The organism is Rhodopseudomonas palustris (assembly GCF_003591005.1).
In the GTDB taxonomy this organism is placed as follows: Bacteria; Pseudomonadota; Alphaproteobacteria; order Rhizobiales; family Xanthobacteraceae; genus Rhodopseudomonas; species Rhodopseudomonas palustris_K.
Map to the genome: position 1 here is coordinate 97,420 of NZ_QYYD01000003.1, position 13,713 is coordinate 111,132.

The 13,713-nt window shown below is 66.2% G+C and carries 14 protein-coding genes; 9 read left to right on the plus strand and 5 right to left on the minus strand.

The window, feature by feature from the left end; genetic code table 11:
• Position 1 precedes the first annotated feature (1 nt).
• From D4Q52_RS03885 to D4Q52_RS03900, 4 genes are read left to right on the plus strand one after another with little or no spacing between them, the layout of a single operon-like run.
• Positions 2 to 1,066 (plus strand): ABC transporter ATP-binding protein, encoded by a 1,065-nt coding sequence (locus tag D4Q52_RS03885; RefSeq protein ID WP_119855236.1) that lies wholly within the window; start codon positions 2 to 4, stop codon positions 1,064 to 1,066.
• The gene (locus D4Q52_RS03890; protein ID WP_119855237.1) at positions 1,063 to 1,257 is read left to right on the plus strand and encodes a hypothetical protein; all 195 of its coding nucleotides are present in this window, start codon (positions 1,063 to 1,065) and stop codon (positions 1,255 to 1,257) included. Before D4Q52_RS03885 ends, D4Q52_RS03890 begins: the two co-directional genes overlap by 4 nt.
• The gene (locus D4Q52_RS03895) at positions 1,254 to 2,669 is read left to right on the plus strand and encodes an amidase (protein WP_119855238.1); all 1,416 of its coding nucleotides are present in this window, start codon (positions 1,254 to 1,256) and stop codon (positions 2,667 to 2,669) included. Before D4Q52_RS03890 ends, D4Q52_RS03895 begins: the two co-directional genes overlap by 4 nt.
• Positions 2,666 to 3,643 (plus strand): ABC transporter ATP-binding protein, encoded by a 978-nt coding sequence (locus tag D4Q52_RS03900; RefSeq protein ID WP_119855239.1) that lies wholly within the window; start codon positions 2,666 to 2,668, stop codon positions 3,641 to 3,643. Before D4Q52_RS03895 ends, D4Q52_RS03900 begins: the two co-directional genes overlap by 4 nt.
• 170 nt (positions 3,644 to 3,813) lie before the next feature.
• Here D4Q52_RS03900 and D4Q52_RS03910 read toward each other — a convergent pair whose 3' ends face one another.
• Entirely contained in the window at positions 3,814 to 4,716 is a 903-nt protein-coding gene (locus D4Q52_RS03910) for a ketopantoate reductase family protein (RefSeq protein ID WP_119855241.1), read from the minus strand.
• 151 nt (positions 4,717 to 4,867) lie between these two features.
• Here D4Q52_RS03910 and D4Q52_RS03915 point away from each other — a divergent pair, with 151 nt between their 5' ends.
• Positions 4,868 to 5,911, plus strand: a complete 1,044-nt coding sequence (locus tag D4Q52_RS03915; RefSeq protein ID WP_119855242.1) for a GMP reductase — start codon at positions 4,868 to 4,870, stop codon at positions 5,909 to 5,911.
• A gap of 159 nt (positions 5,912 to 6,070) precedes the next feature.
• On the opposite strand, the gene D4Q52_RS03920 is transcribed toward D4Q52_RS03915, so the two are convergent.
• From D4Q52_RS03920 to D4Q52_RS03935, 4 genes are read right to left on the minus strand one after another with little or no spacing between them, the layout of a single operon-like run.
• Positions 6,071 to 6,802: an IclR family transcriptional regulator gene (locus tag D4Q52_RS03920; RefSeq protein ID WP_119855243.1), complete on the minus strand. Its 732-nt coding sequence runs from the start codon at positions 6,800 to 6,802 to the stop codon at positions 6,071 to 6,073.
• A gap of 39 nt (positions 6,803 to 6,841) precedes the next feature.
• Positions 6,842 to 7,690, minus strand: coding sequence for an HpcH/HpaI aldolase/citrate lyase family protein (locus D4Q52_RS03925; protein WP_182915225.1), 849 nt, complete (start codon positions 7,688 to 7,690; stop codon positions 6,842 to 6,844).
• Positions 7,690 to 8,142, minus strand: a complete 453-nt coding sequence (locus D4Q52_RS03930; protein ID WP_119855245.1) for a MaoC family dehydratase — start codon at positions 8,140 to 8,142, stop codon at positions 7,690 to 7,692. Before D4Q52_RS03930 ends, D4Q52_RS03925 begins: the two co-directional genes overlap by 1 nt.
• Positions 8,143 to 8,183: 41 nt before the next feature.
• The gene (locus D4Q52_RS03935; protein ID WP_119855246.1) at positions 8,184 to 9,380 is read right to left on the minus strand and encodes a CaiB/BaiF CoA transferase family protein; all 1,197 of its coding nucleotides are present in this window, start codon (positions 9,378 to 9,380) and stop codon (positions 8,184 to 8,186) included.
• 207 nt (positions 9,381 to 9,587) lie between these two features.
• On the opposite strand from D4Q52_RS03935, the gene dctP reads away from it, so the two are divergent.
• The 4 genes from dctP to D4Q52_RS03955 are packed head-to-tail and all read left to right on the plus strand — an operon-like array spanning position 9,588 to position 13,705.
• Entirely contained in the window at positions 9,588 to 10,604 is a 1,017-nt protein-coding gene (gene dctP, locus D4Q52_RS03940; RefSeq protein ID WP_119855247.1) for a TRAP transporter substrate-binding protein DctP, read from the plus strand.
• A gap of 29 nt (positions 10,605 to 10,633) precedes the next feature.
• Complete coding sequence (locus D4Q52_RS03945) at positions 10,634 to 11,185, plus strand: TRAP transporter small permease (RefSeq protein WP_182915226.1); 552 nt, start codon at positions 10,634 to 10,636, stop codon at positions 11,183 to 11,185.
• Positions 11,186 to 11,196: 11 nt separating this feature from the next.
• A complete protein-coding gene (locus D4Q52_RS03950) occupies positions 11,197 to 12,486 on the plus strand; it encodes a TRAP transporter large permease (RefSeq protein WP_119855249.1) in 1,290 nt (429 codons plus the stop codon).
• A 52-nt stretch (positions 12,487 to 12,538) separates the two neighbouring features.
• Positions 12,539 to 13,705, plus strand: coding sequence for an acyl-CoA dehydrogenase family protein (locus tag D4Q52_RS03955; protein WP_119855250.1), 1,167 nt, complete (start codon positions 12,539 to 12,541; stop codon positions 13,703 to 13,705).
• Positions 13,706 to 13,713 lie beyond the last annotated feature (8 nt).

Consider the following 13,713-nt stretch of genomic DNA (forward strand, 5'->3'; position numbering starts at 1 on the left):
CATGACGCAGATCGCGGACATACCCGATCGGCTGGAGCCGATCGAAGATCTCGGCGGCGCGGCGCAGCCGCTGCTGCACGTCAAGGGCCTCACCAAGCACTTCCCGGTGCGCGGCGGATTGTTCGGCGCCGCCAAGACGGTCCGGGCGGTTGACGACGTCTCGTTCGCGATCGCCAAGGGCGAGACCGTCGGCATCGTCGGCGAATCCGGCTGCGGAAAGTCGACCACGGCGCGGCTATTGATGCATCTGATGCCGCGCAATGGCGGCGACATCATTTATGACGGCCGCGCAGTCGGCCGCGAACTCAGCCTGCGCGAATTGCGCCGCGGCATGCAGATGGTGTTTCAGGACAGCTACGCCTCACTGAACCCGCGCCTCACCATCGAAGAGTCGATCGCGTTCGGCCCCAAGGTGCACGGCATGGCGGACGCCACGGCGCGGGCGTTGGCGCGCGAACTGCTCGGCAAGGTCGGGTTGCGGCCCGAGACGTTTGCTAATCGCTATCCGCACGAAGTCTCCGGCGGCCAGCGCCAGCGCGTCAACATCGCCCGCGCGCTGGCGCTGTCGCCGCGGCTGGTGATTTTGGACGAAGCGGTGTCGGCGCTCGACAAATCGGTCGAGGCGCAGGTGCTGAATCTGCTGGTCGATCTCAAGCGCGAATTCGGCCTGACTTATTTGTTCATCAGCCACGACCTCAATGTGGTGCGCTACATCTCCGACCGCGTGCTGGTGATGTACCTGGGCGAAGTCGTCGAACTTGGCCCGGTCGATCAGGTGTGGGATCAGCCGGCGCATCCCTATACGCGGGCGCTGCTGGCGGCGATGCCGTCGTCCGATCCAGACCGTCGCACCGAAGTGCCGCCGATCACCGGCGATCCGCCGAACCCGATCGATCCGCCGGCCGGCTGCCGGTTCCACACCCGCTGCCCGTTCGCGGAGCCGCTGTGCGGCGCGACCTCGCCGAAGCTGACCGCGCTGGACGCGAGTGGCCATCAGGCGGCATGCTTCATGGCCATTCCGGGCTCCGGCCACAGCCGCGCCCCAAGAGGAGAAACCGCCCGATGATCAAACCCGCTCCCGCCGTGATCAAGCCGATGGCGGAGATCGCCGGCCTTCCGGTCGACGACGACGTCGCAGCGCGGATCGCTAATTCGATCGGCCCGGCATTCGAAGGTTTTGCACCGATCGCCGGCACGCTGCCGTTCGATCTCGAACCGGCGAGCTACGTCGCCGTGCAGAACGAGTCCGCCCGATGAGTTCGTCCGATCCGGCGCTGCTGACGCTGACCGAAGTCGCGGCTGCGCTCGCGGCAAAGAAACTGTCGTCGCGCGAAGTCACCCAGGCTTGCCTCGATCGCATCGCCGTGGCGCAGCCGAAGCTCAATGCGTTCATGTCGATCGAAGCGGAAAGCGCGCTCGCCGCTGCCGACGCGGCGGATTCGGCTCTGGCCCGTGGGGACAGCAAGGGCGTGCTACATGGCGTGCCGCTGGCCCACAAGGACATGTACTACGACAAGGGGCACGTCGTGACCTGCGGCTCGAAGATCCGCAAGGACTACGTCGCGACCACGACCTCGACGGCGCTGCAGCGGCTGAAGGATGCCGGCACGGTTCGACTCGGCTCGCTGCAGATGTCGGAATTCGCCTATGGGCCGACCGGCCACAACGCCCATTACGGCGCGGTCGGCAATCCGTGGGCGCCCGCGCATATCACCGGCGGCTCGTCGTCGGGCTCCGGCGCCGCAGTCGCCGCGCGGCTGACCTTTGCGGCGCTCGGCTCCGACACCGGCGGCTCGATCCGGATGCCGGCGCATTTCTGCGGCGTCACCGGGCTGAAGACCACGGTCGGACTGATCAGCCGCGCCGGCGCGATGCCGCTGTCGCAATCGCTCGACACCGTCGGACCGCTGGCGCAGACCGCCGAGGACTGCGCGCTGCTGACCGGCCTGATGGCCGGCGTCGATCCGGCAGATCCGACCACCTCGACCCGCGCGGTGCCGGACTATCTGGCGGCGACGCGCGGATCGCTGCAGGGCATGACGATCGGCATTCCGAGCGCATTCTATGTCGACGATCTCGACGCCGACGTCGCGCGCGTACTCGACGAGACCAAGGCGACGCTGGTTCGTGAGGGCGCGAAGGTCGTCGAGGTGACGCTGCCGGAGCAGCGCCAGCTCACCGCGGCGAGCCAACTGGTGCTGGCGGTCGAAGCCGCGGGCTTTCACGCGCAGTGGATGCGCGAGCGGCCGCAGGATTACGGCCCGCAGGTGCTGATGCGGCTGCAGAACGCGCTCGGCGTGCCGGCGCTGAGCTATCTCGAAGCGATGCGCTGGCGCGGCGTCGCGCTGGCCGAGTTCGTCGCGGCGATCGCCGGTGTCGACGCTGTGCTGGCACCGGTGTCGCCGGTGCCGGCGCCGACGATTGCCGAGAGCGATGTCGGCAACAGCCTGAATGCCGAGGCGGTGATCCAGCGGCTGACGCGCTTCACCCGGCCGATCAACTATCTGGGCCTGCCGTCGCTGGCGATGCCGTGCGGCTTTGCGGCGAGCGGACTGCCGATCGGGCTGCAACTGTTCGGCCGCGCCTTCGACGAAGCGACGCTGCTGCGCATCGGCGCGGCGTGGCAGCGCGCCACCGACTTCCACACAAAAGTGCCGGAGCTGGCATGAGCAATCTGGTCGAGGTCCGCGATCTCAACATCCGCTTCGGCGGCGAGCGCACGGTGCACGCCGTCAACAATCTCAGCCTCACGCTCGGCGAGGGCGAAGTGCTGGGGCTGCTCGGCGAGTCCGGCTCGGGCAAGAGCGTGACGCTGCGCGCGCTGATGCGCCTGCTGCCGAAGAAGCGCACCACGATCACCGGCAAGGTCGAGGTGATGGGCCGCGACGTGGTGACGATGGACGACGACGCGCTGTCGAACTTCCGCGGCCAGGCGGTGTCGATGATCTTCCAGGAGCCGGCGCTGGCGCTCGATCCGGTCTACACCATCGGCCAGCAGATCGCCGAGACGGTGATGCGCCACGAAGGCAAGAGCCAGAAAGACGCGATGGCGCGGGCGTTGGAGATGCTGGAGGTCGTCCGCATTCCCTCGGCGAAGCGGCGGCTCGACGCCTATCCGCACGAGATGAGCGGCGGCATGCGGCAGCGCGCGATGATCGCGCTGGCGCTCGCCTGCCGGCCGAAGATTCTGCTGGCCGACGAGCCGACCACGGCGCTCGATGCCACCGTGCAGATCCAGATCCTCCTCTTGCTACGCGAACTGCAGCGCGAGTTCGGCATGTCGGTGATCTTCGTGACGCACGATATCGGCGTGGCGATCGAGATCTGCGACCGCGTCGCCGTGATGTATGCAGGGCAGATCATCGAGCAGGGCACGCTGAGTGAGATCGTGCGGACGCCGCTGCATCCCTACGCGCAGGGCCTGCTCGCCTCCACGGTGCACGGCGCCAAGCGCGGAGCGCGGCTGGAGACAATCCCCGGCGCGCCGCCGTCGCTCGACAAAGCGCCGACCGCCTGCTCCTTCGCGCCGCGCTGCGCCCATGTCCAGCCGCGCTGTCTCGAGGGCCTGCCGCCCGACGTCCAGGTCGGCCCCGGCCGCACCGCGCGCTGCGTCCTTGTCGAGCCGGCGGCGGCGATGGCGTAGTATCGACGGTCTAACACGGCCGAAGTCATTCCAGATCGCCGAGCGTGCCTTTGGAATCCGTCATGGCCGGGCTTGTCCCGGCCATCCACGCCTTTTGTGCATTTCCGTCAGCAAGGCGTGGATGCCCGGCACAAGGCCCGGCATGACGGGGTAAGGCCGTATAGGGAGCCTCAGCGACCGATGCCGCGGCCGGCTTCTATCAGTTTCACCGCGACCTGCAGCGCCTGGTTGGTCGGCGTCGGGATGCCGAGCTCCGCGCCGCGGCGGGCGACAAAGCCGTTGAGGAAGTCGATCTCGCCGGGCTTGCCGCGGGCGAGGTCCTGGGCGGTCGATGACTTCTGGCTCGGCATCATGCCGGGCAGCGCCAGCACCTTCTCGTGCAGATCGTCCGGAATACTAACGCCGGCGGCCCGTGCCACCGCGATGCATTCGGCCACCACATTGGCGACGACATCGCGGGTGCCGTCGATCTGCATCAGCGGGCCGTAGGGCATGTCGGCGATCGCCGACAGCGCGTTGTAGGCGCTGTTCAGGATCAGCTTCGACCACAGCGCCTGGTCGATGTCGGGCACGACGGTCGTCGGGATGTTGGCGGCGGTGAACGCAGCGGCGATCGCGTCGCTCTGCGGCGAGGTGCCGATCAAGAGATCGCCGCGGCCGTGATGCAGCACGTGACCTGGGCCGGCCATCTCGGTGCCGACATAGACCACGGCGCCGATCGCCGGGCGACCGATCGGACCGGACAGCCGCTGCGGATTGTCGACGCCGTTCTGCAGGCTGAGCACTGCGGTATCTGCTTTCAGCCGTGGCGCCAGCGCCGTGCCGGCACCCTCGGTGTCGGCGGATTTGACGCAAACCAGCACCAGATCCGGCGGCTCGATCGCGCCCACGTCCGTCGCCGCCTTAAGCCGAATGAAACGTTTGCCGGCCTTGGTTTCCAGCAGCAGGCCGTTGGCCTCGACGGCCGCCACATGGTTCGGTCGGCCGATCAGCGTCACGTCGTGGCCGGCTTCCGCCAGCAGCCCGCCGAAATAGCACCCGACGGCGCCGGCACCCATCACCACGATTTTCATACGCTGCTCCTCTTACTTTGGCCGGACCGGTTCTGCAGCGCTTTGCGGACGCCGGCAAGGAGGCACAGGCGACCATTTGCGCATTGCAGGGGCGAACCATTGCGCAACCAATGCTTCTTATCCTTCGGCGTCACCGACAGAGGATCACCGCGTGCATATCGACCTGAACCCGAAACTGGATTTTCGCGACGTTCTCATCCGACCGAAGCGTTCGGTGCTGTCGTCGCGGTTCGAGGCCAATATCAGCCGCAGCTTCGGCTTCCGCCATGCCCGCCGCGAATGGACCGGCTTCCCGTTGATCGCCTCCAACATGGATACGATCGGCACGCTCGAGATGGCCGAGGCGTTTCGGCCGTTCGGCGCGCTCGTCGCCCTGCACAAGTTCTACGATCCGGAGCGGCTGGCGGCCTATCTGGATCGGCATCCGGACCCGAATGTCTTCCTCACCGTCGGCAGCGGCGCCGCCGACTGGGAGCGGCTCGCCGCGGTGAAGCAGAAGACCAAGGTGCCGATGATCAATATCGATGTCGCCAACGGCTACACCGAGGCGTTCGTCCGCGCGGTGTCGAAGCTGCGCGACGAGAATCCCGACGCGATCATTATGGCCGGCACCGTGGTGACGGCGGAGATGACCGAGGCGTTGGTGATCGCCGGCGCCGATATCGTCCGCGTCGGCATCGGCTCCGGCTCGGTGTGTACCACGCGCGATCTCACCGGCGTCGGCTATCCGCAGCTCTCCGCGGTGATCGAATGCGCCGATGCCGCGCACGGCCTCAAGGGCCACGTCTGCTCCGACGGCGGCTGTACCGTGCCGGGCGATCTCGCCAAGGCGTTCGGCGGCGGCGCCGATTTCGTCATGCTGGGCGGCATGCTGGCCGGCCACGATGAATGCGGCGGCGAACTGAAATACGCCGAGCAGGAGGGCCTCCAGGTGCCGACCGGCATGGTGTTCTACGGCATGTCGTCGGCGACCGCGATGAACAAATATCATGGCGGCGTCGCCGATTATCGCGCGGCGGAAGGCAAGACCGTCGAGGTGCCGTATCGCGGCGAGGTGCGGGCGACGGTGGAAACCATCGCGGGCGGCCTGCGCTCGGCGATGACCTATATTGGTGCCGAGAAGCTCAAGGAGGTGCCGAAGCGCACCAGCTTCATCCTGGTCAACGCCCAGCGCAACACAGTGTTCGATCGGTAAATCCCGTCATGGCCGGGCTTGACCCGGCCATCCACGCCTTATCTGCATTTGCCTCAGCAAGGCCCTGGATGCCCGGCACAAGCGGGCATGACGCGGGGAGAGGTTAATAGCTACACCGGAGCGTGGCGGTCCACTCGATCAGCTAACCATCCGACCTGACTACTTCGCCCGAAACCGCTCCACAGCCTGCTGCAGCGTCACGGCGATAGCTGCGGTTTTGTCGCCGATGCGATACTCCGGGCCGGCGACGACGACCGATAATCTCCGCTCGCCGATCGGCAGCGGCACGGCGACGCCGGCGAGGTCGCGGCTGTAGTCGGCGAAGCTCTGACAGTAGCCGCGCTCCAGCGATTTGCGCAGTTCAGCCTCGACCGCGTCGATGCTGATCGGGGTCGTGTGGTTGTACTGCTTGAACTCGATCTTGCGATATAGCGAGTCGCGCTCGTCCTTGGAGTATTGCAGCAGCAGCGCGCGGCCGCTCGATGTGGCGTGGATCGGCACGCGATGTCCGACCTTGGCGAAGTAACGGATTGCGGCGGCCGATTCGACGACGTCGATGAACACCGCCATCACCCCGGACGGCGCGACGATCGCCACCGTCTCGCCGGTCTCGGCCGACAGCGCGGTGATCAGCGCGCGGGTCCAGCCGGGCAGCGGCTCGACCTCGGCGACTTCGCGGGCCAGCACCAGCCAGCGCGGCGTCGGATAGTAGCCGGCGCGCGGGCGCGGCTCGTACAGATAGCCCTTCTCGGCCAGCGTCGTCAGCAGATTGAAGGTCGAGGAGCGCGGCCAGCCGAAGTGATCGGCGATCTCGGCCAGCGTCGCCGGCTTCTTCACGCGCGCGAAGTATTCGAGGATCTCCAGAACGTTGACGGCCTGGCGGACGATCATGGCGAGCCCCGTTGGCGGCGGCCGGTGGCCGGCTGCATCCTAGTGACCAAGGATCTTTTGCGCCGCCCTGAGATGCGGCTTGTCGAGCATCCGGCCATCGAGCCGCAGCGTGCCGGCATTTGGATTGTCGGCAAACGCTGCGATCACTTTCTCGGCCCAAACGCGCTCGGCATCGGTCGGCGCGAAGGCGGAGTTGACGATGTCGACATGCTTGGGATGGATCAGCGCCTTGCAGGTGAAGCCGTCGCGCCGCGCCGCGCGGGTTTCGGCTTCGAGCCCGGCGAGGTTCTCGATGTCGGTGTAAACGGTGTCGATCGCCGTGACTTCGGCGGCCGCTGCGCCGATCAGGCACAGATCGCGTGCGAGGCGATAGGGGCTGTGGAACACGCCGCCGGAGCCGTTCTCGGTGGCGCCGAGCGAGGCGGCGAGATCTTCGGCGCCCCACATCATGCCAGCGAGCCGCGGCGAGCAATCCTTGTAGCTGCCGAGCCCGAACACCGAGCCGGCAGTCTCGGTCGCGACCACCACGATGCGGGTCGCGCCAGGCTCGGTGCCGGCCGCCGCCTCGAACGCATCGAGCCACAGCGCGACGTGGCGCACGTCATCGCCGCCGCGCGACTTCGGCAGCACGATGCCGTCCGGCCGCGCCGGCATGATGGCGGCAAGATCGCCGAGCGTGCGGCCGGTGTCGAGCGCGTTGACGCGGACATAGAGCAGCGGCTTGCCGCGCGGCGCTTCCAGCATCGTCCGAGTCAGGCCACGCGCTTCGTCCTTCTTCTCCGCCACCACGGAGTCCTCGAGGTCGATGATCAGCGCGTCGGCGTTGCCCTGCGACGCCTTCTCGAATTTGCGCGGGCTGTCGCCCGGCACGAACAGCATCGAGCGCATCAGGCGGGCCTCTTGTGCATCAGCGCCATCCGGCGGCATTTGCCGACGATCTCGTCGTTCTGGTTAAGCGCGTGGTGCTCGAACTCGACGATGCCGGCGTTCGGCCGCGACTTCGATTCGCGCACCGACAGCACCTTGGTGGTGGCGCGCAGCGTGTCGCCGTGAAACACTGGCTTGGGGAAGGTGACGTCGGTCATGCCGAGATTGGCCACCGTGGTGCCGAGCGTGGTGTCGTACACCGTCATGCCGATCATGATGCCGAGCGTGTACAGGCTGTTGAAGATGCGCTGGCCGAACTCGGTCTTCTCGGCGAAATGCGCGTCGATGTGCAGCGGTTGCGGGTTCAGCGTCAGCAGGCTGAACATGGTGTTGTCCATCTCGGTCACGGTGCGGGTCAGCGCGTGGCGAAACTCCTGACCGACCGAAAATTCCTCGAAATACATCCCTGCCATGGTGTCGTCTCCTGGTGTTGTTGGGCTCGACTGGGCCAATCTCAGTCTGGAAGCTGGACTGCTTTGCTGCGGCCCAGGCGCTCGATTTCTTCCGCCGTGAAGCCGGCCTCGCTCAGGATGTCGCGACCGTTGCCGCCGAGCGTCGGGGCAGGCCCGCCCGGCTGCGGCTGCGTCGCGCTCCAGGTCGACGGCACCTTCATCTGGCGAACGCGGCCTTCGACCGGATGCTCGATCGTCTCGAAGAAGCCGATGGCCTGCAGATGCGGATCCTCGAGGATCGACTCCATGCTGTGCATCGGCATCACCGGGATATCGGCGCGCTCGAGCAGTTCGCGCCATTCCGCGGTGCTGCGGGTCAGGAAGATCGCGCCGATTTCCTCGTAGATCTCGTCGATATGCTTGGTGCGCGCGGCGTGGTTGGCAAAGCGCGGCTGCGCCAGAAAGTCGGTGCGGTCGATCGCTTCGAAGAAACTGCGCCATTGTTTGTCGTTGTAGATCAGCACGCAGAGGAAGCCGTCGCTGGTCTGGTACGGCTTGCGGTAGCGTGACAGCAGCCGGGCATAGCCGCCGTGGTCGAGCGGCGGGTCGTAAGTCAGGCCGCCGAGGTGATCGACCAGCACGAACGACGCCATCGATTCGAACATCGGCACGTCGATGCGCTGGCCTTCGCCGCTGCGCTGCTGATGCAGCAGCGCGCCCAGCATGGCGTTGACCGCCATCAGCCCGACGATTCGGTCGGCGATGGTGATCGGCACGTAGCGCGGCGTGCCGTCGCCGGCGGCGGCGAGCAGCGTCGGCACGCCGGCGGCGCCCTGGATCAGATCGTCATAGGCCGGCTTGGCGGCATAGGGGCCATCCTGGCCGTAGCCGAAGGCGCCGAGATAGACGATGCCGGGATTGACCGCGGCGACCTGCTCGTAGCTCAGCCCGAGCCGGGCCATTGCCTGCGGCCGCACATTGTAGATCAGCGCATTGGCGCGCTCGGCGAGCCGCAGCAGCGCCTTGCGACCGTCGTCCTGCTTGAGATCGATGACGATGCTGCGCTTGCCGCGGTTGGTGTTGAGAAACATCCCGCCCATGCCCGGGGTCCGGCCCGGGCCGATGTGGCGGACGATGTCGCCGTCCGGACTTTCCACCTTGATGACGTCGGCGCCCATGTCGGCCAGCGTCTGGGTCGCATAGGGGCCCATCAGCACCGAGGTCAGATCGAGAATCGTGATGCCAGACAGAGGTCCCAACGGCCGTTCCTTCAGTTCATCGGTTTGTAGCTAGAATTCAGAAACATCGCCGGTCAATCGGTTTCGCTGCACGCTGACTGCATGGCTGCATGCATTGTCCATTACGTTGACTAATAAATTCACCTGTATGTACGATTGAAACATCAAGAAGCGGCGCCAGCCGCAACGTCGCCCGTTCGCAGGGCGACGGCTCAGGGAGGACATCGGATGCGGAAGAGCATGGCTTTGGCGGCGGCATTGGCGCTGCCGGTGACGATTGTGTCGGCCCAGGCGGTCGAGCTCAAGGTCGCCGACTCGTTTCCGGCCGGGCACTACCTTGTTCGCCTGATGCTCAAGCCGTGGATGGACGACGTCACCAAGCGCACCAACGGCGCGGTGACCTTCAGCTATTATCCCAATCAGCAGATGGGCAAGGCGACCGACCTGCTGCGGCTGACGCAGTCCGGCGTGGTCGATATCGGCTACATCGCGCCGTCTTATGCGTCCGACAAGATGCCGCTGTCGGAAGTGGCGCAGCTGCCGGAATCCTTCACCACCAGCTGCCAGGGCACGCTGGCCTATTGGAAGAGCGCGCGCGAGGGCGTGCTCGCCAAGCAGGAATACGCGCCCAACAAGATCAAGCTGCTGATGGCGGTGGTGTTGCCGCCCTATCAGGTCTTCACCGTCAAGCAGAAGGTCGACTCGATGGAGGCGATCCAGGGTCTCAAGCTGCGCTCGACAGGCGGCGCGCAGGACTTGACACTGCGGGCGCTGGGATCCGTGCCGGTGCGCATGGCGGCGCCGGACGCCTATGAGTCGCTGGCGCGCGGCACCATGGACGGCGTGCTGTTCCCGGCCGACAGCATCGCGTCCTACGGCCTCGACAAGCTGGTCAAGCACGCCACCGACGGTGTCAGCTTCGGCTCGTTCATCGTCGCTTATTCGATCAGCGAGCGAGCCTGGAACAAGCTGCCGGCCGACGCCAAGAAGGCGATGGAAGAAGCCTCCGAGGCGATCGAGTCCAAGGTTTGTGCCGATGTCGACAAGGAGCAGCAGCAGACCCGCAAGCAGCTCACCGACGCCGGCGTCAGCTTCGAACCGATCCCCGACGCCGCCAAGGCGCAGATGAAGGACAAGCTCATGGGCGTCGCCAAGGAATGGGCGGCCGGCATCGACTCGCGCGGCAAGCCGGGCACCGAGGCGCTCCTGGAATTCCAGAAGCTGCTCGCCGACACCGGCAAGTAATCATCCGCCCTAACAGTGGAGACCGCGTGATGCAGCGAGCCAGTGCCACGCTTGCAGCGCTCGAACGGGCGCTGACGCTGATCGCCGTCAGCTTCATGTTCGTAATCATGATGCTGGTGGTGGCGGATGTGTTCATGCGCTACGTGCTGAATCGCCCGTTCTCCTTCACCTACGATCTCATCGGCCTGTATTTGATGGCCGGCGTGTTCTTCCTGACGCTGTCGGACGCGCTGCGCGAGCACGTCCATGTCGGCGTCGACATCCTGGTGCCGCGGTTCTCGCCCGCGGGGCGGCGACTCGCCGAGATCGTCACCGCGCTCACCGGCCTGTTCGTGTTCGCACTGCTGTGCAAGGTCGGGTTCGACCGCGCGCTCGATAATTTCGAGCAGAACGACGTGCTGTCCGGCGCGATCCCGTGGCCGACCTGGATCTCGGCGGCGTTGGTGCCGTTCGGCTGCGGCGTGCTGGTGCTGCGGCTGCTGCTGATGCTGGCCGGCCACGCGGCGAGCCTCGTCACCGGCCGCGATCTCTATCCGCTGCCGCCCCTGGTCGGGGTCGGCGAAGCCAAATCCTTCGAATAGCGGCACCTGACATGACAACCTTGATCGTTCTCGGCCTGCTGTTCGTCCTGCTCGCGATCGGCACGCCGGTCGGCTTTGCGATGGCGTTCTCCGGCTCGGTCGGCCTGCTAATGGTCGGCGGCACCGGCACGCTGTTCGGCATTCTGGAGACCGCGCCGTTGTCGACGGTGTCGTCCTACGAACTGATCACCATCCCGATGTTTCTGCTGATGGCCGAACTGGTGCTGCTGTCCGGCGTTGCCGATGCGCTGTTCAAGACCGCCTCGGCCTGGGTTGGGCGCATTCCCGGCGGCCTCGGCATGGCGACCGCGCTCGCCGGCGCCGGCTTCGGCGCGATCTGCGGCACCAGCACGGCGTCAGCCGCAACACTGTCGTCGACCAGCCTGCCGGCAATGATCAAGCAGGGCTACGAGCCGAAGATGGCGGCCGGCGTGGTGGCAATCTCCGGCACGCTGGCGATGCTGATCCCGCCGAGCGTGGCGCTGGTGATCTTCGGCCTGCTCGCCGAAGTGAACATCGGCCAATTGCTGATCGGCGGCATCATTCCGGCTGCGCTGGTCACTGCGACCATCATGGCGACGATCTACGTGCTGGTCTGGCTCGATCCGTCGCGGGCGCCGCGCGTCGAATCGGTGCCGTGGCGCGAGCGATTTCTCCTGCTGTGGCAGATCGGGCCGATGCTGGCGCTGTTCGGGCTGGTCACCGGCACCATCTATCTCGGCGTCGCCACCCCGACCGAAGCCTCGGCGCTCGGCGCCGCCGGCGCGCTGGTGCTGGCGTTCGCCAAGCGCAAGGTAACGCCGCGGACGCTGTACAAGGCGCTGCTCAGCGCCAGCTACGGCACCTGCATGATCGTCACCATTCTGGTCGGTGCCTCGATCTTCGGATACTTCTTCACCCTCACCCACGTCACCCAGGACCTGGTCGCCTGGGTCGGCTCGCTGGAAACGTCGCGCTGGGTGATCATCGTGCTGATCCTGTGCGGCTATATCGTGCTCGGCTCGTTCATGGACCAGATCGCCATTCTGGTGCTGACGGTGCCGATCGTGATGCCGTTGATCAAGTCGCTCGGCTTCGATCCGATCTGGTTCGGCGTGATCAAGATCGTCACCGCCGAAGTCGGCATGATCACGCCGCCGGTCGGCCTGAACTGCTTCATCGTCGCGCGCTATGCCAAGCGGCCGGTCGCCGAAGTCTTCCACGGCACCTTCCCGCACTTCATCGCGCATCTGCTCGCGATCGCCGTGATGGTGGCGTTCCCCAGCATCATCCTGTGGCTGCCGTCGCAGATGGCGCCTTAGCGCCGCTGCGTCGTCCGCCGATCTTTTCAGCAACAAACACAAAGAGCCAGCCATGGACTTCGCCCTCACCGATCAGCAGCAAGCCATCCGCGACGCCATCGCCAAGATCTGCGAAGGATTCGACGACGCCTATTGGCTGAAGAAGGATCGCGAGGGCGGCTTCCCGCACGACTTCCACAAGGCGCTGGCCGACGCCGGCTGGCTCGGCATCTGCGTGCCGGAAGCCTATGGCGGCTCCGGCCTCGGCATCACCGAGGCGGCCATCATGATGCGCACGATCTCGGAGTCCGGCGCCGGCATGTCGGGTGCCTCGGCGGTGCATATCAACGTGTTCGGCCTCAATCCGGTGGTGGTGTTCGGCACCGAGGAGCAGCGCATGCGCATGCTGCCGCCGATGGTCGAAGGCCGCGAAAAGGCGTGCTTCGCTGTGACCGAGCCGAACACCGGCCTCAACACCACGCAGCTCAAGACCCGCGCGGTGAAGAAAGGCGACCGCTACATCGTCAACGGCCAGAAGGTGTGGATCTCGACCGCGCAGGTCGCGCACAAGATCCTGCTGCTGGCGCGCACGACGCCGCTCGATGAGGTGAAGTCGCCGACCCACGGCCTCAGCCTGTTCTACACCGATTTCGATCGCACCAAGATCAAGGTGCACGAGATCGAGAAGATGGGCCGCAAGATCGTCGACTCCAACGAGCTGTTCTTCGAGGATTTCGAGATCCCGGAGGAAGATCGCATCGGCGAGGAAGGCAAGGGCTTTCAGTATATCCTCGAGGGCATGAACCCCGAGCGCGTGCTGATCGCCGCCGAGGCGGTCGGCCTCGGCCAATGCGCGCTGTCGCGCGCCACCGAGTATGCCAAGAGCCGGATCGTGTTCAACCGCCCGATCGGCCAGAACCAGGCGATCCAGCATCCGCTGGCGAAGAACTGGGTCGAGCTCGAAGCGGCGTGGCTGATGGTGATGTCGGCGGCGTGGCAATACGACAACGGCATGCCGTGCGGGGCCGCCGCGAACGCGGCGAAGTACCTCGCCGGCGAAGCCGGCTACCAGGCCTGCGAGCAGGCGGTGATGACCCATGGCGGCTTCGGCTACGCCAAAGAGTATCACGTCGAGCGCTACCTGCGCGAAGTGCTGATCCCGCGCATCGCGCCGGTCAGCCCGCAGCTCGCGCTCAGCTTCATCGCCGAGAAGGTGCTCGGCCTGGCGAAGTCGTACTGATCGTAGGC